This is a genomic window from Bradyrhizobium ivorense (genome assembly GCF_900696085.1).
GTDB lineage: Bacteria > Pseudomonadota > Alphaproteobacteria > Rhizobiales > Xanthobacteraceae > Bradyrhizobium > Bradyrhizobium ivorense.
Window position 1 is genome coordinate 412,769 of sequence record NZ_CAADFC020000009.1, and the last position, 23,002, is coordinate 435,770.

Below are 23,002 nucleotides of genomic sequence, written 5' to 3' on the forward strand. Positions count from 1 at the left end.
GCAATCTCTTCATCAATCATCTCGCCCGTGGCTTACCCCTCTCCCCAACCCTCCCCCCGCAAGGGGGGAGGGAGCCTGAGCCGTGTGCTCACCTCACTTGCGCAGCCGCCGCAGCCCGCGCTTGAACGTCTCGCCCGGCACCGTCATCGCGGCGACGCCGGCCATCACCAGCACGAGGCCGAGCGCGAGATTCGACGGTACGGTTTCCCCGAGCAGCACGACCGAGAGCGCCACGCCGATCGGAATCCGCAGATAGCCTTGCGCGTTGGTGGTGAGAGTGCCGAGCCGGGTCAGGCACATGTAGAACAGCATCAGGCCGAACGCGCTGGAAAAGATCCCCATGATGATGGTGGCGGCCAGCGCCTGCGGCGTCGGGTGCAGCGTCCACGGCTGGTCGACGATCAGCGCGAGCGGCAACAGCACGGTGCCGCCGAACAGCAGTGAGCCGGCCGCGACCACCATCGGATCGTAGTCGGATAGCCGCAGGCCAAAGATCGTGGCGCAGGCGAACGAGACGGTGGCGAGCAGGATCGCGATCTCGGCGAAAATCTCCTTGCCGAAGCCGCCGAGCGCGTCGAGGCCGATGATCGCGACCGTCCCGGCGAGGCCGAGGACCGCGCCGATCAGCTTGAGCAGCGAGGCCGGCTCGTGCCGGGTGATCGTCCAGGTGATCAGGAAGGCAAAAATCGGCGTCGTCGAGGCCAGCACCACGGTGTTGGACGCCGGCACATAGAGCTGCGCCCAGGTGATCACCAGAAACGGGACGGTGGAGTTGATGGTCTGCTGGACCGCAAACAGCTTCCACGCTTTCAGATCGGTCGGGATGCGCATGCCGCGCAGCCGCAGCACGATCAGCAGGAAGCCGGCTGCGACCAGCGAGCGCGCCGAGATGAAGGTGATCGGCGGGATCGAGCCGAGCCCGATCTTGGTCAGCGGATAGGTCGAGCTCCAGCAGCAAGCCAGCGCCAGCAGCAGCGCATAGTCGCGCCAGCCGCGCGCGCCGGGCGCAGCGATGGACGGAGTGGACGTCGGCACGGGAGCCGTCACGCCGCCCGTACTGGCTGTTTGTTTAGGCATGATCCTTTCGGAAAACCGCTTCACACTTTTCCGGATCATGCTCTGGCTGTGCTCTTCGGCACCTTGATTGGCTCCCCCGCGCATCGGCGTGTGAGAATGAATGTAACGCGGCGGCGTGCGGGAACGCTAGGGGCGTTGCGCCGGATGCGCTCGCGCAGCGGTGCCGTGTCGCGGAATTTCCATCGTGGTGTCGCTGGCAACGCGTAGCCCGCATGAGCGCAGCGAGATGCGGGACGCAGACGCGATCACTCGATGGAGCAGCCCCGGATGTCGCTGCGCTCATCCGGGCTACGTGTGAGCGATCCGTGTCGTCATCGCTCAAGCAATGGATGGTACGCCGGCGTCCGACGTCGCTTCCCACCAGTCGCCCAGCGCATCGATCAGCGGCACCAGCCGCTCGCCGGCCGGCGTCAGCTCGTACTCGACGCGCAACGGATATCCATCGAATTCGGTGCGCGTGACGATGCCGGCGTCCTCCAGCTTGCGCAGCTCCAGTGCGAGCATCTTGTGCGAGATGGTCGGATTGTCGCGGCGCAAATCGCTGAAGCGCTTGGTGCCCTGCTTCAGATAGTAGATCAGCAGCGTCGGCCAACGGCCGCTCAGGATCTGCATGACTTCTTCGATCGGGCAGCGGGAGACGCGAGATTTCATGGATCGCTCGTGGTTACAAAAAGGTGCGTAATTTACTTCGCCGATGTGGTGACTAGGGTCCCCCTCCGCTGCGCAGCGCGATCACTGACATCACCGGAGACCACATCATGGAACCGATCCTTATCTATGGCTTCCCGCTGGGAAGCTCCATGGGGCTCGTCGCAGCCCTCGAATGGCTGCGCAAGCCATATCGCCTCTGCCGCGTCGACATGCTCGGCGAGATGCGCCTTCCGTCCTATGCGCGGATCAATCCGCGGCACGAGACGCCGGCATTCGTCACCGACAAGGGCAGGGTGCTGACCGAGAACATGGCGATCGCAGGCTGGCTCGCGGCGCGTGATGGCGAACGCCGTATCAGCTTCGATCCGCTGTCGCCGGAGGCCGATCGGATGCACCAGCTGATGGCGTTCGTGAACACCGGCTTCACCGCGGCGTTCAGCCCGCTGTGGGCGGCGCTGGAGATGCAGACGCCTGATCCGGCCATGCAGTCGGCGCTGCGGCGATGGGGGCAGGGCAACGTCGTGCAGCGGCACGACCGGCTCGAGGAACTGATCGGCGAGGGCCCGTTCCTGCTCGGCGAGCGCCCGACACTGGCGGATGCGCTGCTGATCGGCGTGGCGCGCTGGCTCGATTTTCATGCTGTGGCCGATCGCGGCCGCTGGCCGAAACTGGATGCGCTTCGCGCGCGGCTCGAGGCCGATCCGGCCGTGATCCATGCGACGGCGCTGGAGAGCGGCGAGCGCAGCGCGGGGAGCGGCGCCTGCGTAGGACACATTCCACTCGCCGAGGTCATCGAGCGCTTCGGCGCATCGCGTTGACGTCGTACCCTGCCGCTTAGCGCAGGTCGGCGCGGAGCTCGCGCACGCCGCGCCCGAGGCGTTCGCGCAACAGCGTTCGCAGCGTTGCGCCGTCGAGGTAGCCGACCTCGGCGGCGATGGCGTCGAGCGCAAGGCCGCTGCCGTGCAGCAGCGACTGTGCGCGCTCGACCCGCAGGTCCTGGAAATACGACAGCGGCGATTTGCCGAGCACTGCTTCGCAGCGGCGCTGCAAGGTGCGGGCGCTGGTCGCCAGCGCCTTGGCGGCGTCCTGCAGCGAGAACCCTTCCTTCAGATGCTCGCGCGCCCATTTCTCGAAACGCAGGATCAGCGGATCGGCCTGCGCCAGATGATTGGGAATGATGTAGGGCGCCTGCGAGGAGCGCAAATCGGCGAGCAGATAGCGCGAGACGAGGTTTGCCAGCTCCGGGCTCGCCTGGCGAATGAACCAGAGCGCGAGATCGAGATGTCCCATCGCGGCGCCGGCCGTGACGATGCGATCCGAGGTCACCAGCATGCGCGTCTCATCGAGCCGGACGTTCGGGTAGCGCTGCCGGAACAGCGGCGACAGCCACCACGTCGTCGTTGCTTGCCGTTGATCGAGCAGCCCGCTCTCGGCGAGCACGAATGTGCCGATACAGGACGCCGCGATGCCGGCGCCGGCGGCGTACCACGTCTGCAGTTGTGCGATCGCCTGATGCACATCGCGGCGTTCCAGCGCCGGTAGCAATTGCTCGGGCTGGCCGGTGCTGAGCGCCGGCACGATCACCCAATCCGGTTTCGAATCCGGCGTGATCGATTGCACCGGCATCGCAAATCCCTGGCCGGATCGGACCCGCTTGCGCACGCCGACGACCGACACGTCGAACCGCGGCGCACCGCCCAACTGCGCGGCTGCGAACTTGTTGGCGAGCGCGAGCGCGTCGAGCGTCACGACGAGCCCGGTGTCCCAAAACCCCTCAAGCGCGAGGATCGAAATGCGCATGGCGTAAATGGCCTCAAGATTGGCATTTGCGGCAATACCGATTTCGCAGCCCGCACGCTAAATCCTGCGCTGTCGGTGATCGCGGAAGCGCGAAGCCTACAATCGGAGATGTACACATAATCGATTGAAAAACAACGCGTTCGTGCAGCGATCATCGATTTTTCGGTGGCGTAAATGCTCCGAAAAATGGCGCTTACGCCGCTATTCGACTCGCACTTTCGAGCTGGATAGCACCGGCAAACATCTGACGACGAACAGGAGAACGGACATGAAAGTCATCGCTATCGGAAACATCACCAAGCCGGTCACCCCGGAGCAGCGGCAGCAGATCATGCCGAAGGAAGTCCCGGCGACGCTGCAGCTCTATCTCGACGGCAAGATCGAGCAGTTCTTCTTCCGCCAGGACAAGCCCGGCGTGATCTTTCTCATGAATGCCGAGTCGGTCGAACAGGCGCGGGCGACCGTCGAAGCCATGCCGCTCGTGACCGAAGGCTTTGCGCAATACGACGTGATCCCGGTCGGTCCGCTGGCGCCGCTGGGTCTCTTGATCCAGGGCAAGTAACCGCTGCGATCCCCGAGGCGCCAGCGGCAAGATGAAATCCATCATTTCGCCGGCGCCGAGGGGCGGTCGCCTCCGCGCAGCGCGATGCGGCAAGCGCGAGTGAAACTCGATTGAATCCGAATGAGGAGTACGAAAATGAACAACGCTCTGGCTGGCTCCATCGCTGCGCTGATCATCTGCCTGATGGGAGTGGACGGTGGCCGCGCGCAGTCCGCAACTCCGCCGACGCCGACGACGCGCATCCTGGCGGTCGGAACGCTCAATCGGGGCGTCGATCCGGCCGCGGCACGGGCGATCCTTCCGACCGAAGTGCAAGAGACCGTCAAGCTCTACCTCGATGGCAAGATCGACCAGTGGTTCTCGCTACAGGGACGTCCCGGTGTGGTGTTCATCCTGAACGTTACGGATGCCACGGCTGCCCGCGAGATGCTGGAAAAATTGCCGCTGGGCCAGGCCCATCTGATGAGTTTTGAGCTGACGCCGCTTGCTCCGCTCAATCCGCTTCGCCAACTGCTGGGCCCGAGCACCCGCTCGCCTTAGCTCCCTGAGCTTGACCCGTTTGGTCTATCCCGTGGGCCTCCTGCGGTGGCGGAGCATCGTTGTCCGGTGCTGCGGCCCATGTTACGGTTTTGTGACGTGGCCCACATGATGTTGTCGTTCGTCCTGCTAGGCTCGAGCCATGACGAAACATCTCAAGGGACTGACCATCTTCGCTGCACTGGTCGTCGCAACGCCAAGCCTGGCTGCGGAGACAAAAGGCGCGGGATCAACCTTCGTTTCGCCTGTGATGGCGAAATGGATCAGCGCCTACAAGACCAGGACCGGCAATGATGTCAGCTACCAGCCGGTCGGCTCGAGCATCGGCGTCGGCCTGATCAGGAAGGCGGCCGTCGACTTCGGGGCGAGCGACATGCCGCTTGATCCGGCCGAGCTGGACAAGCTCGGCATGATGCAATTTCCGATCGTGATCGGCGGCGTCGTGCCGGTGGTCAACATCGACGGCGTTAAGCCAGGCCAGATGCAGTTCACCGGCCAGCTGCTCGCCGACATCTATCTCGGCAAGATCAGGTCGTGGAACGACCCGGCGATCCAGGCGATCAATCCGGGCCTCAAGCTGCCGCGCGTGGCGATCACCGTCGTGCATCGTGTCGATGGATCGGGAACGACGTTCAACTGGTCGAACTATCTCGCGAAGATCAGCGCGCAGTGGAAGGCAAAGGTCGGCGAGGGCACCACGGTCGAGTGGCCGGTGGGGCTCGGCGGCAAGGGCAATGATGGCGTTGCCTCGCTGGTCAGCCTGATTCCCGGCTCGATCGGCTATCTCGAATACACCTACGCGCTGCAGCGGCTCGACAGGATCTCCTTCGGGCTGGTGCAAAACAGCGCCGGCAATTTCGTCACCCCGGACGCCGCATCCTTCCAGGCTGCCGCATCCAGCGCCGACTGGAAGGCCACGAAGGATTTCCACCTGGTGCTGACCAATGCGCCGGGGGAGGACGCCTACCCCATCACGGCCACCACATTCGTGCTGATGTACAAGCAGCCGAAATCGCCGGAACGCTCGGCCACCGCGATCGAGTTCTTCCGCTGGTCGCTGGAAAGCGGCAAGCCGCAGGCCGAATTGCTCAGCTATGTGCCGCTGCCGCCGGCGCTGATCGAGCAGATCGAGTCCTATTGGCAGCAGAATTTCGAGGCGCTCACCGCGTCGGCGCAGCCGGCAAAGCGCTGATCCAAAACGGCCCTCGGCCGGATTGGCCTCAGGCCCCGGCCTGCGCCTTGCGCTTCACCCGCTTGATGGTGCCCGAGAAGGTGAACAGCATCCGCGTCCCCGCGCGCAGCGTGCCGCGCAGGAAGATCAGCGAGCCGCCGGCGCGCGTCACCTCGCCGTCGCATTCGATCAGCTCGCCCTCGCGGGCGGCGTCGAGGAATTCGCAGGAGAAGCCCACCGTGACGCCGGGACCCTGCAGCAGCGGGCCGGCCAGCGCGAACAGGCAGTAGTCGGCGAACGTCATGAAGCAGCCGCCATGGACGTTGCCGGAGCCGTTGAGGTGCTTCTTGCCGACCCGGAATGCGCAGGCGATGCGGCCGTTCTCGTCCATCCGGTGGTAAAACGGGCCGCTATTGGTCTCGAAATTGTCGTGGCTCCAGGTTCGCCAGCCGGCGAATTCGCCCTCGGTTTCGACGTGCAGATCGGGGCGGAGGTTGAATGCGGACTTGAGTGCGGTCTCGGCTAGCTCGTTCACGAAATTGGCCTTCAATTATCGGGTTTTGATCCTTAAATCCGATCCATCCCGATTGTGCAAACGCCGTGCCGCAGCCACCGGCCGCAAAGCTTTGGACAGGCCGAAAATGCCCCCTAAAAGGCCTTTTCGCCCCCGTTCGATCTACCTATTAAAGGACCCATGACCGCGCCCAAGAATGAGCCCCAAATCACCCCCGAACTCGTCGCCGCCCACGGGCTGAAGCCGGACGAGTATGAGCGCATTTTGAAGCTGATCGGGCGGGTTCCGACCTTCACCGAGCTCGGCATCTTCTCGGCGATGTGGAATGAGCACTGCTCGTACAAGTCCTCGCGTATCCATCTGCGCGGGCTGCCGACCAAGGCGCCCTGGGTGATCCAGGGCCCGGGCGAGAATGCCGGCGTGATCGACATCGGCGACGGCCAGGCCGTGGTCTTCAAGATGGAGAGCCACAACCACCCGAGCTACATCGAGCCCTACCAGGGCGCGACCACCGGCGTCGGCGGCATTTTGCGCGACGTCTTCACGATGGGCGCGCGGCCGATTGCCTGCCTCAATGCGCTGAGCTTTGGCGCGCCGGAGCATCCAAAAACCCGGCACCTGGTGTCCGGCGTGGTGGCAGGCGTCGGCGGCTACGGCAATTCGTTCGGCGTGCCGACGGTCGGCGGCCAGGTGCGCTTCCACACCCGCTATGACGGCAACATCCTGGTCAACGCGATGGCGGTGGGGCTCGCCGACGCCGACAAGATCTTTTACGCGGCGGCGTCCGGCGTGAACATGCCGATCGTCTATCTCGGCTCGAAGACCGGCCGCGACGGCATTCATGGCGCCTCGATGGCCTCGGCCGAATTCGACGACGCCTCCGAGGAGAAGCGCCCGACCGTGCAGGTCGGCGATCCCTTCGCCGAAAAGCTGCTGCTGGAAGCTTGCCTCGAGATCATGGAGCAGGGCTGCGTGATCGCGATCCAGGACATGGGCGCTGCGGGCCTGACCTGCTCGGCGGTCGAGATGGGCGCCAAGGGCGATCTCGGCGTCGAGCTCGACCTCAACGCGGTGCCGACGCGTGAGACCGGCATGAGCGCCTACGAGATGATGCTCTCGGAGAGCCAGGAGCGCATGCTGATGGTGCTCAAGCCCGAGAAGGAACAGCAGGCCGAGGCGATCTTCCGCAAATGGGGACTCGATTTCGCCATCGTCGGCTACACCACGCCGACCAAGCGCTTCGTCGTCAAGCACGGCGGCGACGTGATGGCCGACCTGCCGATCAAGGAGCTCGGCGACGAGGCGCCGGTCTATGACCGCCCGCATGTCGCCTCCAGCGCGCAGGCTATGATCCGCGGCCAGGACGTCAAGCCGCCGCTCGCCATTTCGAACGCGCTGGTCACGCTGATTGGTACACCCGAGCTGTGCTCCAAGCGCTGGGTGTGGGAGCAGTACGACCACGTCATTCTCGGCAACACCGTGCAGCGCCCCGGCGGCGATGCCGCGGTGGTCCGCATCGAGGATGGGCCGAAGGGCTTGGCTCTCACTGTCGACGTCACGCCGCGCTATTGCGAGGCCGATCCGTTCGAGGGCGGCAAGCAGGCGGTGGCGGAAGCCTGGCGCAACATCACCGCGGTCGGCGGCCGGCCGCTCGCGATCACCGACAATCTCAATTTCGGCAACCCCGAGCGTCCCGAGATCATGGGCCAGTTCGTCGGCTGCCTGAAGGGCATCTCGGAAGCCTGCCGCACGCTGGACTTCCCGGTGGTGTCCGGCAACGTCTCGCTCTACAACGAGACCAACGGCCGCGGCATCTTGCCGACGCCCTCGATCGGCGGCGTCGGCGTGCTCGACGACTTTACGAAGTCGGCGACGCTGGCGTTCAAGGCCGCCGGTGAGGCGATCCTGCTGATCGGCGACACCCAGGGCTGGCTCGGCCAGTCGGTCTATCTGCGCGATGTCTGCGGCCGCGAGGAGGGCGCTCCGCCGCCGGTCGATCTCGCCGCCGAGAAGCGCAATGGCGACGTTGTCAGAGGCATGATCCACGCCGGCACCGCGACCGCGGTGCATGACGTCTCCGACGGCGGGCTTTTGATTGCGCTCGCCGAGATGGCGATCGCCAGCGGCATCGGCGCCCAGCTGCTCGCCGCGCCGAGCTCGATCGTGCCGCATGCCTACTGGTTCGGCGAGGACCAGGCCCGCTACATCGTCACCGTCCCGGCGGCGGACGCCGGCCTCGTGCTCGCGAAGATGAAGGGCGCGGGCGTGCCCTGTGCGCGCATCGGCACCACCGGCGGAGATGCGATCGCCGTCGCCGGCGAGGCGCCCGTTGCAATCGAGGAGCTGTCCCGCGCTTTCGAGCACTGGCTGCCGAACTACATGCGGGGCGCCGCCGCCTGATCCGGCCGGATCAGGCGTTGTCTTGCAAACGTGCCGTGAGGGCTAAGCGCGGCCCCGGATCGCGCGCCACAGGAAGATGATGATGCAGGCGCCGATGAAGCCGGCCACGAGGTAGGCGATCCAGCCGCCGCCCAGCGACACGCCGAGCAGCGCGAGCAGCCAGTTCGCCAGCGCCGCGCCGACGATGCCGAGGATGATATTCATGACGATGCCGGTGCCGGACTTCATGAACATTTCGGCCAGCCAGCCCGCCAGTCCCCCGACGATGATTGCGGCGATCCATCCGATTTGCGGGTCTTGCATCTGAGACTCCTTTGGGTCGATCAGTGCCGCCAGCATACCTGAGAATCATCGACAGCCATGTGATCAATGGCAGGTTGCGCGCAGATTCGTGCGCGCCACTGATTCGCAGTTAGCCCCTAATCCTCCCGCGAGCGGGAGAAAGACGCAGTATCGATGTGGCTTAGTTTCGTCCAAGCTACAGCACGTGCTTGGCGCCGGGGATCTTGCGCAGCACGGCGGTGACGGCCCAGCTCAGCGCCACGGTGGCGAAGAATGCGATCGCCGCCTTGGCGATCGCCGGCAGGTCGAAATCGAACAGCCAGTATTGCAGCCACAGCACGATCGGATAGTGCACCAGGAACATGCCGTAGGCATCGCCCTGCATGCGGTCGAGCAAAGTCGGCCCTGACGCCTTCGATTGCAGGAAGTAGGCCAGGATCGCGAACAGGATCGAGGCGCTGAACAGCACGTAAAACGTGCCGTAGATCGCAAGATACCAGCCCGGCAGCGGATCGGGATTCCCGATCACCTCGCGCTTGATATAGATCATGGTCCACATCAGGGCATAGGGGATCAGCGTGATGCCGGTCCAGAACCAGCGCCGCTGGGTCAGCCGTCCGTGCGCGCTGAGCAGGCCGCCCTCGAGGTTGGCGGCGCCGATGCCGGCACCGATGAAGAAATAAGCTGCATAGAGCAGCACGCGGCTGGCCTGTACCGAGAACGGTCCGAACTCGAACCAGTAATTCTGGCCGTAGCTCACCAGCATCGGGAGATAGACGGCCGCGCTGACCAGGACGAGCAGCAGCCAGAATTTTGACGGACGAACGAATCCTTTCTCCGACAGCCGGTTGATCGGATCGAGCAGCCGCGGCGACACCCGGTAGAGCAGGCTCGCGGTCACGTCAAAAACCATCAGCACCCAGACGAACCAGATCGGTCCACTCGGCCATGGTCCGATCGTCATGGTCTTCCGCCAGAATTCGGCGAAAGAGATCCCCGGCGTGTGGCGCAGCTCGATCGCCCAATAGGCGAGCGGGATCACGGTTACGGCGCAGACCACGAACGGCAGGCCGAGCCGCAGCAGCCGGGTGGTCAGGAAGCCAAGCAGCGACTTGTTGCCGAGCCCCGGCCAGACGAACAGCCCCGACAGGAAGAAGAACATCGCCATGAAGAAGCTGTCGGTGGCGAGCACCACGCAGTCGAAGCCGATCCACGACGTCGGATCGGTGTGGCCGAAATGGGTGTAGGGGATCACCGCGTGATGCAGCAGCACGACCAACGTGAGGAAGGTGCGGGCGCGGTCCAGTGCCACGTTGCGGGCATGGGCCTTCGGAGCTGCCTGGACGTCGACGGCCGGAGCCGCGTGCGCAATCGATTTCATGGTGCCCCCAGCCGGGTCTTTCGCCGGATGTTGCAGTTGGGAACTGGAATCGGCAAGGCCCAATCGCGTTGATTCGCTGGCCTCTAGGTCTATCATTTTCGGTCTTTTTCTTTTTGGAACTGCGGTCGTCGGCGCTGGTTATCGCAGCGCCGTTTGGATGCGCGTGCCGCGCGGTTTCAGGAGCAAGTATGACAATTCTGAAGTGGGCGCTGATCTTTCTCGTCGTGTCGATTATTGCGGGCTTGCTCGGCTTCACCGGCATCTCGGCGGCCTCGGCCGACATCGCTCGCTTCCTGTTTTATGTTTTCGTGGTGATCTTCTTGGTGCTGCTGATCCTCGGGCTCACCATCTTCAGGGTGTAGCGCTGGTCGCCATCGGACCGGCCTCGGCGACCGGAGGATTGGCGAGCGGCCTGACGCGTGCCACCAGCTCGTCCAGAAACTGGTCGGGACGATCGAACGGAATGAAGTGATCTCCGCCGCGGATCGGCACAAACTCCTTGTGCGGGGCGGTGATCTGCTTGAGGTATTGTTCGGCAGGCCCGCTCGGCGTGATGTCGTCGGCGTCGCCCTCGATGAGGATCACGGGGACCGGAAATTCAAGTCCCAACGCGGCGAGGTCGCGCTGAAACATCGGGCTCACTTTGCCGCGCAGATATTTTGCCGAGAAGGCGGTGCCGCTTCGCCGGTTGTACCAATCAAGCAGCGAGAAGTCCGGCATGAAGAGCGGCGGGACCGGACCCGCCGGCCGGAAAGCATCCGGCGGCAGCGCCAACGCCTTGCTCCATTTGTCCGCGACGAGCCGATTGTCGGGATTGGCGACGGGGTTCGCAGCGATTGGCGCGAGCTCCGCCAGGGCCTCGCGGTTGTTGGCGGACTGCGCCAGCGCCTGCAGGCGCGCGATGGTGTTCTCGAACGCCTTCTCGAAGGTCGCCCGGCCGACGACCTGCCCGGTGCCGACATAGGCATAGAACAGGTCCGGCCGCTGCTTGACGATGTGAACGCCGAGGAACGAGCCCCAGGAGTGCCCGACCAGGATGATCTTGTCCTTGCGCAGGTGCCTTCGCAGATAATCGGCGAGTTCGACGCCGTCCTGGGTCATCCGCTCCAGCGTCATGGTCGGCGCGACCGTATCGCCGGTCATGCCGTAGGTTCGGCCGGCGCCGCGCTGGTCCCACTGCACGACGGTGAAGTACTTCTCCCAGGGACGCCAGCCCGACGAGATCGGCAAAGTGGAGCTGCCGGGGCCGCCGTGAACGAACAGCAGCACCGGGTTGCCGCGATCCTCGCCGCGGATTTGTATCCATTGCTGGATGCCACCAAGGACGACATAGCGTCCCTCCTGCACGCCGTTCGGTGAGCGGATCGCCAGGATCTCCGCAGCAGCTTGCTGGCGCCAGGCGCGGTAACCTAACCCGGCGGCGGCGGCCGCAATGAGAACGGCGGCGATGCCCAGGATCGAGAGCCCGACCAGTTTTGCAGCCTTGCGCGGCATCGGTGCTGTTTTCGCTTCTCGATCCGTCACCCCGCGCAACGGCCAGGCCGTTGTCGCAGGAGGAGGCCGGTCCGCTTGACGGCTAAGCCACTTCCTCGATCTTCACCTTGTCCGGATAGAACGCCAGGTGATTGGTGATCTCGGCCATCGCCGGGAAAGGCGTCTCGTAGGTCCAGATCGCGTTGTCCAGGGTCCTGCCGTTGGCCTTGATGCTGAAATAGTTCGCATCGCCCTTGTACGGGCAGTGCGTGGTCCGCTCGGTGCGGGCCAGCAGCTCCATATTGGCATCCTGGCGCGGGACATATTGCACGGCGGGATAGCTCGCTTCCTTCAGGGTCAGCGCATGGGTCGTTTCGGCGATGACGACACCGTCGGCGGTGACGCGGACGCGCTTCGGATTGGGCGTGATCGTGATCGGATGGTCGGGGCCGGGAAGCTTCATGGTTCTGCGCCTTTTCTGGTCATTTCGGCGTGATGGCTTGTGACCGATTGATGCAGGTTTCAATCGCGGGGAATGGGAATATAGTGTCGCCCCAGATGACCTAGAAGACGACTGTCGCTAGGTTTTGCATTCACGGCCGCGTGAGCCGGCCTGATTCGAACGATCTGAAGGAGGTTGACTGGGATGCCGATGGACGCCCGTGATATCGAATCGATGATCAAGGCAGCGATCCCGGATGCCGATGTAACGATCCGCGACCTGGCCGGCGACGGCGACCACTACGCCGCCACCGTCATTTCAGAATCCTTCCGCGGCAAGTCCCGCGTCCAGCAGCACCAGATCGTCTACCAGTCGCTGAAGGGCCAGATGGGCGGCGTGTTGCACGCCCTGGCGCTGCAAACCGGGGTGCCTGAAGGCTAGCCCCCGGCAGGCTTGGGGGCGGAGCGATGGTGGATAATCCGCGCGGCGCGATGTTTCGCGTCATCGTGCCGAACCAGCACAGCCGGGTCACCAATGCCGAGCTGTTCTTCGACCTCGTCTTCGTCTTCGCCGTCACGCAGCTGTCGCACACGCTGCTGCACCATTTCACTCCGCTCGGCGCTGTCCAGGTCACGCTGCTGTTCCTCGCGGTGTGGTGGGTGTGGGTCTACACCACCTGGGTCACCAACTGGCTCAATCCTGACCTGACCCCGGTCCGCCTGCTGCTGTTCGTCCTGATGCTGGGCGGGCTGTTGCTGTCGACCTCGATCCCATCCGCATTCGAGGGGCGCGGGCTGTGGTTCGCCGCCACCTATGCGGCGATGCAGACCGGCCGCACCCTGTTCTGGCTGCTGGCGACGCCGCGGCGCCGGACCGCGGTCCGCCACAACGCGATCCGCATCCTGGCTGGCTGAGCTGCTCGGCCGTGCTCTGGATTCTGGGCGGCTTCGCCGAGCACGAGACGCGGTTGTGGCTGTGGATGGCGGCGCTGACCATCGAATACATCGCGCCGGCCGCGCGGTTCTGGACGCCGCGGCTCGGACCGTCCTCGATCGAGGCCTGGTCGGTCGAGGGCGGCCACATGGCCGAACGCTGCGCCGGCTTCATCATCATCGCGCTCGGCGAGGCCATCGTCGTCGACGGCGCGACCTTCGCCGAGCTGACCTGGACGCCGGAGAACATGGCCGCGTTCGTCTCCGCTTTGGTCGGCAGCATCGCGATGTGGTGGATCTATTTCCACAAGGGCGCCGAGGCCGGCTCGGACATGATCTCGAAATCGGAAGAGTCCGGCCGGGTGGCGCGGATCGCCTACACCTATCTGCACATGCCGATCGTCGGCGGCATCATCCTCACCGCGGTCGCCGACGAACTTGTGTTGAAGCATCCCGGCGGCCATTCCGATCTCAAGACCATCGTGAGCTCGGTCGGCGGACCCATGCTGTTCCTGGTCGGGACCATCCTGTTCAAATACGTGATCCGCAATTTCCTGCAGCTTTCGCACGGCGTCGGCATCGTCGCGCTGGCGGTGACCGCCTATTTTGCCGGCGCGATGTCGCCGCTTGTGCTCTCGCTCGTGACGACGGCGATCATGATCGTGGTCGCGACGTGGGAATCGCTGTCGCTGCAGTCGACGGCGGACGAGGAATAGCGCGCGCTCTCTATCCACGTCAATGCGAGCGAAGCGAAGCAATCCATCGTTCCGAATGCGCGGACAGATGGATTGCTTCGTCGCTTCGCTCCTCGCAATGACGGGGGCGAAGGGGTGGCCTCACTCCGCCGTCAGCGCGTGCACCGAGAACATCCTGGCCGCATCGGTCCAGCTTTCCCGCACCGTCCAACCGGCGCTGCGGGCCAGCGCGGTGAAGCGCTCCAGCGAATATTTGTAGCTGTTCTCGGTGTGAATGGTCTCGCCGGGGCGGAAGGCGAAGGTGTTGCCGAGGATGCGCACGGTCTGCGCCTTGCGGCTGATCAGGTGCATCTCGATGCGATGGCGGTCGCGGTTGTAGATCGAGCGGTGCATGAAGCTCGATAGATCGAAATTGCCGCCGAGCTCGCGGTTGATGCGCACCAGCACATTGAGATTGAAGCGCGCGGTGACGCCGGCCGCATCGTTGTAGGCGTCGTACAGGGTGCGCTCGTCCTTCTCGAGGTCGACGCCGATGATCATCTGCGCGCCGTGGCCGAGGATTTTTCGGGCGCTGCGCAGGAAGCTGGCCGCCTCCTGCGGTTCGAAATTGCCGAGCGTCGAGCCCGGGAAGAAGCCGACTTTCGGCAGGTCGGCCACCGCCTCGGGCAGCGCGAACGGCGTGGTGAAATCGGCCGCGACCGGGTAGATGCCGAGGTCGGGGAAATCCTTGCGCAAACCGTCGGCCTGCGCCTTCAGGAAGTCGCCCGAGATATCGACCGGCACATAGGCGCCGAACTCGCAATGCTCGAGCAGCAGCCGCACCTTGGTGGTGGCGCCGGCGCCGAACTCGACCAGCGCCGCGCCTTGCGGGATGATCGCGGCGATCTCGTCGCCGCGGTCGCGCAGGATGCCGAGCTCGGTGCGCGTCGGATAATATTCCGGCAGCACCGTGATCTGCTCGAACAGCTCGGAGCCGGCGGCGTCGTAAAAATATTTCGGCGACAGCCGTTTCGGATGACGGGCGAGGTCGCCGATCACGTCGCCGGCAAACGCCGAGGTCGCTTCGTCGAATGGATAGGCTTTGGCCAAAGCAGCGGCATGCACATTCATGATACTCTCCTGAACGCGCTTACCGGCGCGCACTTGATGTCGACGGGAATCAATCAGGCGTAGTCGGCGAGGCGTAACCCCGTGAATTGCCAGCGATGGTGCGGATAGAAGAAATTGCGATAGGTGACGCGGCTGTGACCTGGCGGCGTCGCCAGCGACGAGCCGCGCAGCACCAGCTGATTCACCATGAACTTTCCGTTGTATTCGCCGAGCGCACCCTCGATCGCGCGGTAGCCCGGATAGGGCGAGTATGAGCTGCGGGTCCACTGCCAGACGATGCCGTAGGCGTCATTGAGCAGGCCGGCGCGGGCGGCGACCTCCCATTCCATCTCGGTCGGCAGATGCTTGCCGGCCCAGCGCGCAAACGCGTCGGCCTCGTAATAACTGACGTGACAAACCGGGGCTGACGGATCGATCGGCTGCAGGCCGCCGAGCGTCATGATCTTCCACTCGCCGCCAGTCTCGCGCCAATGGCCGGGGGCCTGCCAGCCCTCGTTGCTCACGGTCGCAAAACCGTCCATCAGCCACAGCGTCGCGGTCGCATAGCCGCCGTCCTTCATGAAGGCGAGCCATTCGGCATTGGTGACGAGGTTTTTGGCGAGCTTCACGGGGCCGACCAGCGCGCGATGCGCGGGCTTCTCATTGTCGAAATGGAAGCTGTCGTCGGCATGGCCCACGGTGTGAATGCCTTCGTTCAGCGTCACCCATTGCTCGGTGCTGCCATTGGAGGCCGGGAAGCGCCAGGCTGGATCGTAGGCCGGCGGAATCGGGTTCTGGGCGAAGGCATGCAGGATGTCGGTGTACATCAGCTCCTGATGCTGCTGCTCGTGATTGAGGCCGACCTCGACCAGCGGCACCAGCGCCTGCAGCTTCTCTTCGCCCGCGCTCTGGAAGAACTTCACCACCTCGGCGTCGACATGGCGACGATAGGCGGTGACTTCGTCGGCGCTCGGACGGGTCAGATGGCCGCGCTGATGGCGGGCGTGCCGCGGGCCGGCGCTGACGTAATAGGAATTGAACAGATAGGCGTAGTCGGGGTGAAACGGCGTGTAGCCGGCGACGTGTTCACCGAGCAGAAACTGCTCGAAGAACCAGGTGGTGTGGGCGCGATGCCATTTGGCGGGGCTCGCGTCCGGCATCGACTGGATCAGCTGGTCTTCCGGCGACAGCGGCGCGGCCCGGCGCTCGGTCTCGTCGCGGACCGCGCGGTAAGCGTCCACCAGCCGCTGGGCGAGCAGAGCGGAATCGGAGGACGGTGACGGGGTGGCGGTGGCAAGGGCGGCCGCAGCAGAGGCTGGTTTCGTCACGATGGTCTCCGGTTCAGGAGGAGAACGTTGCTTTGGCGAACTGGTTCCCGACGGGCAGTTCGTCCTAGATGGGGGCTCCGTTACGGAAAAAAAGCCTTACACGGATGATATTAGTCCCATCAGATGATCCACAGGCGGCGGGGCCCGGCGCCGGCCGCATGCCAGATTTCTGCCATTTTGCTTTGGATGCACAATGGTTTGAGCTACATATATAGCCAGTCACGGGTTAGAAGGGCGGGCCGGCCCGAAACGGCTTGAGAGCGCCGCCCACAAGGAAGCGAAAATGAGCATCGAGCAATTCATCGACAATGAAGTGAAGTCGAACGACGTCGTGCTGTTCATGAAGGGTACGCCGCAATTCCCGCAGTGCGGCTTTTCCGGCCAGGTCGTGCAGATCCTCGACCACATCGGCGTCGGCTACAAGGGCCTCAACGTTCTCGAATCGGCCGAGCTGCGCAACGGCATCAAGGTCTATTCGAACTGGCCGACGATTCCGCAGCTCTATGTGAAGGGCGAGTTCGTCGGCGGTTGCGACATCATCCGCGAGATGTTCCAGGCCGGTGAATTGCAGCAGCTGTTTGCCGACAAGGGCATCCCGGTCGACGTTGCCGCCTGATTTGGCGGCCCGATCTTGACGGCGCGCCAGCTCGGCAACGCGCGGCTCGAAGTCATCGTTGCCGACATCACGACGTTGCGCGTTGACGCCATCGTCAACGCGGCGAATTCATCGCTCCTCGGCGGTGGCGGTGTCGACGGCGCGATCCATCGCGCCGCCGGGCCGGAGCTGCTCGCCGAGTGCCGCACGCTCCACGGCTGCAAGACCGGTGATGCCAAGATCACCAGGGGCTACCGGCTTCCTGCCAGCCATGTGATCCACGCCGTCGGCCCGATCTGGCATGGCGGCACCCAGAACGAGGATGCGCTGCTCGCATCCTGCTATCGCCGCGGCATCGAGCTGTGCCAGGCCAACGGGCTCGGCTCGGTGGCATTTCCGGCGATTTCCACCGGCGTCTATCATTTCCCGCCGGACCGCGCGGCCGGCATCGCGGTCAAGGCCGTGGCCGACGCCTTGAGCGCCGCTCCCAATGTGACGCATGTCATCTTCTGCTGCTTCTCCGCCGCAAGCGGCCAGCTGCATGAGGCCGCATTGTCCGCCTTTGGCAGCCCTTGTGCTGATTGATGCGGCCGCTACACTTCCCCGTGATATCCGGGGAGGGATTTGCATGAGTTCATTTCGATTGCTGTGTGCCGCGGCGGCTGGCGCAATGCTGCTCGTGGCGCCGGCGGCGCGCGCCGAAGGCACCTATGAGATTCCGGCGGGGGCGCATTTCAACAAGGACAAGCTCGCCAAGATCAGCGAGTTCTTCAAGAACGAGGTCGCGACCGGCAAGATTCCCGGCGCGATCGTGCTGATCCAGCAGCACGGCAAGCCGGTCTACCACGAATCCTTCGGCGTGCAGGACGTGGTCAGCAAGGCGCCGATCACCGACCAGACCATCTTCCGGCTGGCTTCGATGACCAAGGCGATCACCGCCGTGGTCTCGATGCAGCTGCTGGAGGAGGGCAAATACAAGCTCGACGATCCGGTCTCGAAATACATTCCCTCGTTCGCCAATATGAAGGTCGGCGTCGAGAAGGGCGAAGGCGAAAACAAGACGCTCGAACTGGTGCCGCTGAAGCGGCCGATCACGATCCTCGATCTGATGACGCACACGTCGGGCGTCACCTACGGCTTCTATGGCAACAGCCTGGTCCGCAAGGCCTACAAGGAAGCCAATATTTACGGCGGCGATTTCGACCTCGGCGAGTTCGCCGAGCGGATCGCCAAACTGCCGCTGCACAATCAGCCCGGCGAGCTCTGGCAGTACGGCCATTCCACCGACATTCTGGCCCGCGTGATGGAAGTCGCCACCGGCAAGTCGCTGCTGACGATCGAGCGCGAGAAGCTGCTCGATCCGCTCGGCATGAACGACACTCGCTTCTTCGTCACCGATCCCGAGAAGCAGAAGCTGATGGCCGAGCCGCTGCCGACCGACAGCGATTTCCGGGTCGGCCGGGTCAACGATCCGACCAAGGTCAAGAAATGGGAATCCGCCTCCGGCGGCATGGTCTCGACCATGCACGACTATTCGCGCTTCGCGCAGATGCTGCTCAATGGCGGCACCTTCGACGGCAAGACCTATCTGAAGCCCGAGACCTTCAAGGAACTGACCACCGACCGGGTCGGCCCGGGCTCCGGCGTCGAGCGCGATTTTTTCTACTTCCCCGGCGACGGTTTTGGGTTCGGGCTCGGCATCGGGGTGCGCACCGATCCGGGCAACGCGAAGCCGCCGCCGCCCGGTGATCTCGGCGAGCTGAAATGGGATGGCGCCAGCGGCTGCTATTTCGTGATTGACCGCAAGCAGGACATGTTCTTCGTCCTCTTGGAGCAGACGCCGACCGAGCGGCAGCGCGTCCAGCGGACGCTGAAGCTGCTGGTCTATGAAGCCATGGAAAACTAGGGCGTTTTCGAGCGAAGTGGATACCGGTTCGCGTGCAGAAAACGCGCCCAAATGAAGGATTCGACATGCGTGGGTGCCGCGCGGTCGTCGCGGCACTCCTGCTCGCGTTCGGCGCATCGGGTGTGAAGGCCGGCTCCGAGGGCCGGCCGCACAGCTTCTCGCCGGAGGGACTGGCAAAGGTCTCCGACTACATCAGGAACGAGATCGTGACCGGGAAGATTCCCGGCGCGATCCTGCTGCTTCAGCAGCACGGCAAGCCGGTCTATTACGAGAAATTCGGGGTGCGCGACGCCGCCACCGAGTTCTCGATGAGCAGCGATACGATCTTCCGCCTCTACTCGATGTCGAAGCCGATCACGACCGTCACCGCGATGATGCTGGTCGAGGAGGGCAAGCTCGCGCTGAGCGATCCGGTCTCGAAGTACATCCCGGCCTTCGCCGACATGAAGGTCGCGGTGGAGAAGCGTGGTGAGGACGGCAAGCTGGCGATGACGACGGAGCCGCTGAAGCGTCCGGTGACGATCGAGGACCTGATGCGCCACACCGCCGGATTGCCCTACGGCTACTATGGCGGCGGCCTCGTCAACAAGGCCTATGCCGATGCCGGCCTGTTCGACAACGATCCCTCCAATGCCGACCTGGTGGCGCGGCTGACCAAGCTGCCGCTCGCCGAGCAGCCCGGCACGGTCTGGGACTACGGCCACTCCACCGACGTGCTCGGCCGCATCATCGAGGTGATCACGGGAAAGACGCTGTTCGCCTTCGAGAAGGAGCGGCTGCTCGGCCCGCTCGGCATGAACGACACCGAATTCTATGTCGCCGACAAGGCGAAATGGCCGCTGATCGCCGAGCCGATGCCGAAGGATCGCGTGATCAGCCCGGTCGCCGAGATGCGGGATATCAAGCAGCCGCTGCGCTGGGAATCCGGCGGCGGCGGCATGGTCGGCACCATCGGCGACTACGCGCGGTTTTCGCAGATGCTGCTGAACGGCGGCAGCTATGGCGGCCGCCGCTATCTGAAACCGGAAACCATCGCGCTGATGGCGTCGGACCATATCGGCCCCGAGACCGGGGTGATCCGCGACCAGAACTTTTACCCGGGGCCGAACTCGGGCTTCGGGCTCGGCTTTGCGGTGCGCACCTCGGTGCCGCCGAACACCAATTGGCCGCTCGGCGAATATCGCTGGGACGGCGTCGGCGGCACGTTCTTCTTCATCGATCCCGCGGACGATCTGTTCGGCATCCTGATGATGCAGACGCCGACGCAGCGGGGCCGGATCCAGCAGGAGCTCAAGACGTTGATCTATCGGGCGATGGGGCGGTAGCTGAGCGGGGTGACCTAATCTTTCATTGCCAGGCGATGCTGCTAAGCCCCAGTCTCGGCGGATGAAATCGATCTGGGTCGCGATGGCATTGGCCGAATATTAACAAAGGTTGTGGAGCGGACTTACTCGCTAACAGATTGAAAACGGTATTCGTCCGATGATGGCCCGATCCCCATTCGGAGGTGTCATATGGACGCCAGGCTCATTTCTACGCTGGGCGCTTTAGGTCTGGCCGGCGGCTATGTCGTCTACGACACGTCGAACTCCGATCCCACGGTTTATCCCTATTCCAGGCAGCAGGCCCAGACCATGCTGGTGGCTGCGAAGACCACGCTTCCAAGGCGCGACAAGAGCGGGCAGATCGAGATCTGGAGCACCGGTCGCTCGAGCAAGGGCGTCATGCTCAACATGAAATATGCAAGCAAGGCGCCGCTCATCACATGCGACGTTGCGATCACGGACGTCGGGCCCGACAAGGTCCGTGTCGTTCCGGATTGCGGCGCCGATCCGAAGCAGGAGTCCGCGATCAATCGGACGTCTGAGGAACTGCGCGTCCCCATGTTCGCGGAGCATGTCGAGGCGACGCTCAACAAGCGAGAATTCAGCCGCGAGCGGGTTAGTCGGAAGGAAGTTGCGATTACGTTCAAGAACCTGAACGAAATGCAGAACGAAGCGCTGCAAACATACGCGGATGAGCAGCGGTTGCTGCACGACACGTATTCCACGAAGCGGTAAGGATGGCCGTTCCGCCAGTTTCGTAGCCCGGATTTCGCTGCGCTCCATCCGGGCCACGGAGCTACGCCGCGCGCACGATGTCCCTGACGTGGCCGATCGCCTCGTCGATCATTGCAGCAGTCACGTCGAGATGGGTGCAGGCCCTGATCCTTCCGTCCATCATCGCCAGCATCACGCCGCGCTTGCGTAGCTCAGCGACCATCCTGTCGCCGGCGACACCGGCCCCGTCAGGCTTGAAGAACACCAGGTTGGTCTCGGGCGCCTGCACCTCGACGCCGTTGATCTGCGACAGTCCGCGCGCCAGCGCCCGCGCATTGGCGTGGTCGTCGGCAAGGCGCTCGACGTGATGAGCGAGGGCGTGGATGCAGGCGGCGGCCGCGACGCCGGATTGCCGCATCGAGCCGCCGAGCCGCTGCTTCCAGCGCCAGACGTCGTCGATGAAGGCGCGGCTGCCGGCGATCGCGCCGCCGATCGGCGCGCCGAGCCCCTTGGAGAAATCGATCCAGGCCGAATCCCAGCCGGCCGTCATGTCGCGCGGCGAGATGCCCGAGGCGACGGTGGCGTTCAAGAGCCGCGCGCCGTCCATGTGGGTGGCGAGGCCATGAGCTTTCGCGATGCGCACGATCTCGTCGAGCGCCGCCTTCTTCCAGATCGTGCCGCCGCCGATATTGGCGGTCTGCTCGACGCTGACCAGCACCTGCAGCGGCTGATAACGGGTGCGCGGATGCAGCGCGGCGCGGAACGTCTCCGGCGCGAACTGGCCGTCATCGCCCGGCAGCGGCGTGATCTGGAAGCCGCCGAGCGCGGCATGGGCGCCGCCCTCGCGTGCGATAATATGCGCGGTCGCATGCGCCAAAATCTCGTCGCCGGGGCGGCAATAGGCCAGCGTCGCCGCGACGTTGCACATCGTGCCCGACGGCATGAACACCGCCGCTTCCTTGCCGAGCAGGTCGGCAACGCGGGCGTTGAGCTCGTTGGTGGTCGGATCGTCGCCGACCTGCTCGTCGCCGACCTCGGCCTTCGCCATCGCCTCGCGCATCGCCGGTGTGGGCTTGGTTTGCGTATCCGACAGCAGATTGATGCGGACGGGCGGAGCCTTGGGATCGGGCGGGGCAGGGGTGTAGTGCATGATGTTTCTCTCGATCGATGTGCCGCGACTTTAGCCAAACAAAAAGGCCCCGGCAAAACCGGGGCCTTTCGTATTTCGCATCGCTGAGCTGATCAGCGCGAATAGAATTCGACGATCAGATGCGGCTCCATCTGCACCGGGAACGGCACGTCGGAGAGGCCGGGGATGCGCGCGAACTTCGCGGTCATCTTGGAGTGATCGACCTCGATGAAGTCCGGCACGTCGCGCTCGGGCAGCTGGGTCGCTTCCAGCACCGGGGTGAGCTGCTTGGAGGATTCCTTGACCTCGATGGTGTCGCCGACCTTCAGCATGTAGCTGCCGATGTTGACCTTGCGGCCGTTCACCTTGACGTGGCCGTGATTGATGAACTGGCGTGCGGCGAACATCGTCGAGACGAACTTCGAGCGATACACCACGGTGTCGAGACGGCGCTCCAGGAGGCCGATCAGGTTCTCGCCGGTGTCGCCCTTGAGGCGGCTGGCCTCGACATAGATGCCGTGGAACTGGCGCTCGGAAATGTTGGCGTAGTAGCCCTTGAGCTTCTGCTTGGCGCGCAGCTGCACGCCGAAGTCGGAGAGCTTGCCCTTGCGGCGCTGGCCGTGCTGGCCGGGGCCGTATTCCCTGCGGTTCACGGGGCTCTTCGGGCGGCCCCAGATATTCTGGCCCATGCGGCGATCGATCTTGTACTTCGCCTCACTGCGCTTTGTCATCGCGGTCCTCTTTGCATAGCCGCAGCCATCGAGCTCCGGCCTTTTTTGGTTTCAGGTTTGAGGAGACGCGCCCTCCTGTGTACCGGCCCAAGGGCCCGTACCGACAGATCCGCCTCGAAAGCTCGAGGACGAACCACGGGTCGCGAAACGCTTCGCGGGCCGAAACCGGCCCGCGAGCAGGGGTGGTCTTAAGGAGAAACCGCCGTCCTGTCAAACAAAAGACAGGGTATTTGGGGCCGATTTGGCACCAAAATGGTCGTTTTTTGCC

At 64.2% G+C, this 23,002-nt stretch carries 24 protein-coding genes and 1 pseudogene; 13 read left to right on the top strand and 12 right to left on the bottom strand.

Annotated elements, in window-relative coordinates:
* Window positions 1-93: 93 nt before the first annotated feature.
* Both CI41S_RS14360 and CI41S_RS14365 read right to left on the bottom strand, forming a co-directional pair.
* Complete coding sequence (locus tag CI41S_RS14360) at window positions 94-1,077, bottom strand: DMT family transporter (protein WP_139859789.1); 984 nt, start codon at window positions 1,075-1,077, stop codon at window positions 94-96.
* Between the two features lie 318 nt (window positions 1,078-1,395).
* Window positions 1,396-1,728 (bottom strand): winged helix-turn-helix transcriptional regulator, encoded by a 333-nt coding sequence (locus CI41S_RS14365; RefSeq protein ID WP_139484628.1) that lies wholly within the window; start codon window positions 1,726-1,728, stop codon window positions 1,396-1,398.
* 107 nt (window positions 1,729-1,835) lie between these two features.
* Here CI41S_RS14365 and CI41S_RS14370 point away from each other — a divergent pair, with 107 nt between their 5' ends.
* Entirely contained in the window at window positions 1,836-2,546 is a 711-nt protein-coding gene (locus CI41S_RS14370; RefSeq protein ID WP_139859792.1) for a glutathione S-transferase family protein, read from the top strand.
* A 16-nt stretch (window positions 2,547-2,562) separates the two neighbouring features.
* On the opposite strand, the gene CI41S_RS14375 is transcribed toward CI41S_RS14370, so the two are convergent.
* Entirely contained in the window at window positions 2,563-3,528 is a 966-nt protein-coding gene (locus CI41S_RS14375) for a GlxA family transcriptional regulator (RefSeq protein WP_139859794.1), read from the bottom strand.
* 268 nt (window positions 3,529-3,796) lie between these two features.
* On the opposite strand from CI41S_RS14375, the gene CI41S_RS14380 reads away from it, so the two are divergent.
* The 3 genes from CI41S_RS14380 to pstS all read left to right on the top strand — a co-directional run bounded on the left by CI41S_RS14380 (window position 3,797) and on the right by pstS (window position 5,819).
* A complete protein-coding gene (locus CI41S_RS14380; protein ID WP_139484631.1) occupies window positions 3,797-4,090 on the top strand; it encodes a hypothetical protein in 294 nt (97 codons plus the stop codon).
* 135 nt (window positions 4,091-4,225) lie between these two features.
* On the top strand, window positions 4,226-4,630 hold the full coding sequence (locus CI41S_RS14385; protein WP_139859796.1) for a muconolactone Delta-isomerase family protein: 405 nt from the start codon (window positions 4,226-4,228) through the stop codon (window positions 4,628-4,630).
* A 139-nt stretch (window positions 4,631-4,769) separates the two neighbouring features.
* Window positions 4,770-5,819 carry a phosphate ABC transporter substrate-binding protein PstS gene (gene pstS / locus CI41S_RS14390; RefSeq protein WP_139859798.1) on the top strand — a complete coding sequence of 350 codons (1,050 nt, stop codon included), beginning with the start codon at window positions 4,770-4,772 and terminating at the stop codon, window positions 5,817-5,819.
* A 28-nt stretch (window positions 5,820-5,847) separates the two neighbouring features.
* On the opposite strand, the gene CI41S_RS14395 is transcribed toward pstS, so the two are convergent.
* Complete coding sequence (locus tag CI41S_RS14395) at window positions 5,848-6,333, bottom strand: PaaI family thioesterase (RefSeq protein ID WP_139859800.1); 486 nt, start codon at window positions 6,331-6,333, stop codon at window positions 5,848-5,850.
* 159 nt (window positions 6,334-6,492) lie between these two features.
* On the opposite strand from CI41S_RS14395, the gene purL reads away from it, so the two are divergent.
* The gene (gene purL, locus CI41S_RS14400; protein ID WP_139859802.1) at window positions 6,493-8,712 is read left to right on the top strand and encodes a phosphoribosylformylglycinamidine synthase subunit PurL; all 2,220 of its coding nucleotides are present in this window, start codon (window positions 6,493-6,495) and stop codon (window positions 8,710-8,712) included.
* Between the two features lie 42 nt (window positions 8,713-8,754).
* On the opposite strand, the gene CI41S_RS14405 is transcribed toward purL, so the two are convergent.
* Both CI41S_RS14405 and CI41S_RS14410 read right to left on the bottom strand, forming a co-directional pair.
* Entirely contained in the window at window positions 8,755-9,015 is a 261-nt protein-coding gene (locus tag CI41S_RS14405; protein WP_139484636.1) for a GlsB/YeaQ/YmgE family stress response membrane protein, read from the bottom strand.
* A 175-nt stretch (window positions 9,016-9,190) separates the two neighbouring features.
* A complete protein-coding gene (locus tag CI41S_RS14410) occupies window positions 9,191-10,375 on the bottom strand; it encodes an acyltransferase family protein (RefSeq protein ID WP_139859804.1) in 1,185 nt (394 codons plus the stop codon).
* Between the two features lie 188 nt (window positions 10,376-10,563).
* On the opposite strand from CI41S_RS14410, the gene CI41S_RS14415 reads away from it, so the two are divergent.
* Window positions 10,564-10,737 carry a DUF1328 domain-containing protein gene (locus tag CI41S_RS14415; protein WP_024582607.1) on the top strand — a complete coding sequence of 58 codons (174 nt, stop codon included), beginning with the start codon at window positions 10,564-10,566 and terminating at the stop codon, window positions 10,735-10,737.
* On the opposite strand, the gene CI41S_RS14420 is transcribed toward CI41S_RS14415, so the two are convergent.
* Window positions 10,727-11,869 (bottom strand): alpha/beta fold hydrolase, encoded by a 1,143-nt coding sequence (locus tag CI41S_RS14420; protein WP_139859806.1) that lies wholly within the window; start codon window positions 11,867-11,869, stop codon window positions 10,727-10,729. The two genes, CI41S_RS14415 and CI41S_RS14420, sit on opposite strands and share 11 nt — an antisense overlap.
* A gap of 82 nt (window positions 11,870-11,951) precedes the next feature.
* Entirely contained in the window at window positions 11,952-12,311 is a 360-nt protein-coding gene (locus tag CI41S_RS14425; protein ID WP_139859808.1) for a DUF427 domain-containing protein, read from the bottom strand.
* A 183-nt stretch (window positions 12,312-12,494) separates the two neighbouring features.
* On the opposite strand from CI41S_RS14425, the gene CI41S_RS14430 reads away from it, so the two are divergent.
* Together CI41S_RS14430 and CI41S_RS14435 are read left to right on the top strand one after the other, a co-directional pair.
* On the top strand, window positions 12,495-12,731 hold the full coding sequence (locus tag CI41S_RS14430) for a BolA family protein (RefSeq protein WP_139484640.1): 237 nt from the start codon (window positions 12,495-12,497) through the stop codon (window positions 12,729-12,731).
* Window positions 12,732-12,757: 26 nt separating this feature from the next.
* Window positions 12,758-13,938, top strand: a pseudogene (locus tag CI41S_RS14435) (low temperature requirement protein A).
* Window positions 13,939-14,058: 120 nt separating this feature from the next.
* Here CI41S_RS14435 and egtD read toward each other — a convergent pair.
* Window positions 14,059-15,027 (bottom strand): L-histidine N(alpha)-methyltransferase, encoded by a 969-nt coding sequence (egtD, locus tag CI41S_RS14440; RefSeq protein ID WP_172628036.1) that lies wholly within the window; start codon window positions 15,025-15,027, stop codon window positions 14,059-14,061.
* A 53-nt stretch (window positions 15,028-15,080) separates the two neighbouring features.
* Window positions 15,081-16,334 (bottom strand): ergothioneine biosynthesis protein EgtB, encoded by a 1,254-nt coding sequence (gene egtB / locus CI41S_RS14445; protein ID WP_139859813.1) that lies wholly within the window; start codon window positions 16,332-16,334, stop codon window positions 15,081-15,083.
* 283 nt (window positions 16,335-16,617) lie between these two features.
* Here egtB and grxD point away from each other — a divergent pair, with 283 nt between their 5' ends.
* From grxD to CI41S_RS14470, 5 genes are all read left to right on the top strand, one after another.
* Window positions 16,618-16,950, top strand: coding sequence for a Grx4 family monothiol glutaredoxin (gene grxD, locus CI41S_RS14450; protein WP_016843475.1), 333 nt, complete (start codon window positions 16,618-16,620; stop codon window positions 16,948-16,950).
* Window positions 16,951-16,965: 15 nt separating this feature from the next.
* Window positions 16,966-17,514: an O-acetyl-ADP-ribose deacetylase gene (locus CI41S_RS14455; RefSeq protein ID WP_139859815.1), complete on the top strand. Its 549-nt coding sequence runs from the start codon at window positions 16,966-16,968 to the stop codon at window positions 17,512-17,514.
* A 43-nt stretch (window positions 17,515-17,557) separates the two neighbouring features.
* Entirely contained in the window at window positions 17,558-18,835 is a 1,278-nt protein-coding gene (locus tag CI41S_RS14460) for a serine hydrolase domain-containing protein (protein WP_172628037.1), read from the top strand.
* A gap of 65 nt (window positions 18,836-18,900) precedes the next feature.
* Complete coding sequence (locus CI41S_RS14465; RefSeq protein ID WP_139859819.1) at window positions 18,901-20,160, top strand: serine hydrolase domain-containing protein; 1,260 nt, start codon at window positions 18,901-18,903, stop codon at window positions 20,158-20,160.
* A 189-nt stretch (window positions 20,161-20,349) separates the two neighbouring features.
* Entirely contained in the window at window positions 20,350-20,895 is a 546-nt protein-coding gene (locus tag CI41S_RS14470; RefSeq protein ID WP_139484648.1) for a hypothetical protein, read from the top strand.
* A gap of 61 nt (window positions 20,896-20,956) precedes the next feature.
* Here the strand turns inward: CI41S_RS14470 and CI41S_RS14475 are convergent, their stop codons facing one another.
* Window positions 20,957-22,024, bottom strand: a complete 1,068-nt coding sequence (locus CI41S_RS14475) for a threonine aldolase family protein (protein ID WP_139859821.1) — start codon at window positions 22,022-22,024, stop codon at window positions 20,957-20,959.
* A 92-nt stretch (window positions 22,025-22,116) separates the two neighbouring features.
* Window positions 22,117-22,734, bottom strand: a complete 618-nt coding sequence (gene rpsD, locus CI41S_RS14480) for a 30S ribosomal protein S4 (RefSeq protein WP_139484650.1) — start codon at window positions 22,732-22,734, stop codon at window positions 22,117-22,119.
* Between the last annotated feature and the right edge of the window lie 268 nt (window positions 22,735-23,002).

What these genes read in the sequence shown, in the direction of transcription:
- egtD (WP_172628036.1), bottom strand. Translation starts at nt 15,027, where the DNA reads ATGAATGTGCATGCCGCTGCTTTGGCCAAAGCCTATCCATTCGACGAA.
- CI41S_RS14430 (WP_139484640.1), top strand. Translation starts at nt 12,495, where the DNA reads ATGCCGATGGACGCCCGTGATATCGAATCGATGATCAAGGCAGCGATC.
- CI41S_RS14425 (WP_139859808.1), bottom strand. Translation starts at nt 12,311, where the DNA reads ATGAAGCTTCCCGGCCCCGACCATCCGATCACGATCACGCCCAATCCG.
- CI41S_RS14465 (WP_139859819.1), top strand. Translation starts at nt 18,901, where the DNA reads ATGCGTGGGTGCCGCGCGGTCGTCGCGGCACTCCTGCTCGCGTTCGGC.
- CI41S_RS14380 (WP_139484631.1), top strand. Translation starts at nt 3,797, where the DNA reads ATGAAAGTCATCGCTATCGGAAACATCACCAAGCCGGTCACCCCGGAG.
- CI41S_RS14410 (WP_139859804.1), bottom strand. Translation starts at nt 10,375, where the DNA reads ATGAAATCGATTGCGCACGCGGCTCCGGCCGTCGACGTCCAGGCAGCT.
- CI41S_RS14365 (WP_139484628.1), bottom strand. Translation starts at nt 1,728, where the DNA reads ATGAAATCTCGCGTCTCCCGCTGCCCGATCGAAGAAGTCATGCAGATC.
- CI41S_RS14370 (WP_139859792.1), top strand. Translation starts at nt 1,836, where the DNA reads ATGGAACCGATCCTTATCTATGGCTTCCCGCTGGGAAGCTCCATGGGG.
- CI41S_RS14475 (WP_139859821.1), bottom strand. Translation starts at nt 22,024, where the DNA reads ATGCACTACACCCCTGCCCCGCCCGATCCCAAGGCTCCGCCCGTCCGC.
- purL (WP_139859802.1), top strand. Translation starts at nt 6,493, where the DNA reads ATGACCGCGCCCAAGAATGAGCCCCAAATCACCCCCGAACTCGTCGCC.
- CI41S_RS14415 (WP_024582607.1), top strand. Translation starts at nt 10,564, where the DNA reads ATGACAATTCTGAAGTGGGCGCTGATCTTTCTCGTCGTGTCGATTATT.
- CI41S_RS14360 (WP_139859789.1), bottom strand. Translation starts at nt 1,077, where the DNA reads ATGCCTAAACAAACAGCCAGTACGGGCGGCGTGACGGCTCCCGTGCCG.
- CI41S_RS14470 (WP_139484648.1), top strand. Translation starts at nt 20,350, where the DNA reads ATGGACGCCAGGCTCATTTCTACGCTGGGCGCTTTAGGTCTGGCCGGC.
- CI41S_RS14420 (WP_139859806.1), bottom strand. Translation starts at nt 11,869, where the DNA reads ATGCCGCGCAAGGCTGCAAAACTGGTCGGGCTCTCGATCCTGGGCATC.
- CI41S_RS14375 (WP_139859794.1), bottom strand. Translation starts at nt 3,528, where the DNA reads ATGCGCATTTCGATCCTCGCGCTTGAGGGGTTTTGGGACACCGGGCTC.
- grxD (WP_016843475.1), top strand. Translation starts at nt 16,618, where the DNA reads ATGAGCATCGAGCAATTCATCGACAATGAAGTGAAGTCGAACGACGTC.
- CI41S_RS14460 (WP_172628037.1), top strand. Translation starts at nt 17,558, where the DNA reads ATGAGTTCATTTCGATTGCTGTGTGCCGCGGCGGCTGGCGCAATGCTG.
- pstS (WP_139859798.1), top strand. Translation starts at nt 4,770, where the DNA reads ATGACGAAACATCTCAAGGGACTGACCATCTTCGCTGCACTGGTCGTC.
- CI41S_RS14405 (WP_139484636.1), bottom strand. Translation starts at nt 9,015, where the DNA reads ATGCAAGACCCGCAAATCGGATGGATCGCCGCAATCATCGTCGGGGGA.
- rpsD (WP_139484650.1), bottom strand. Translation starts at nt 22,734, where the DNA reads ATGACAAAGCGCAGTGAGGCGAAGTACAAGATCGATCGCCGCATGGGC.
- CI41S_RS14385 (WP_139859796.1), top strand. Translation starts at nt 4,226, where the DNA reads ATGAACAACGCTCTGGCTGGCTCCATCGCTGCGCTGATCATCTGCCTG.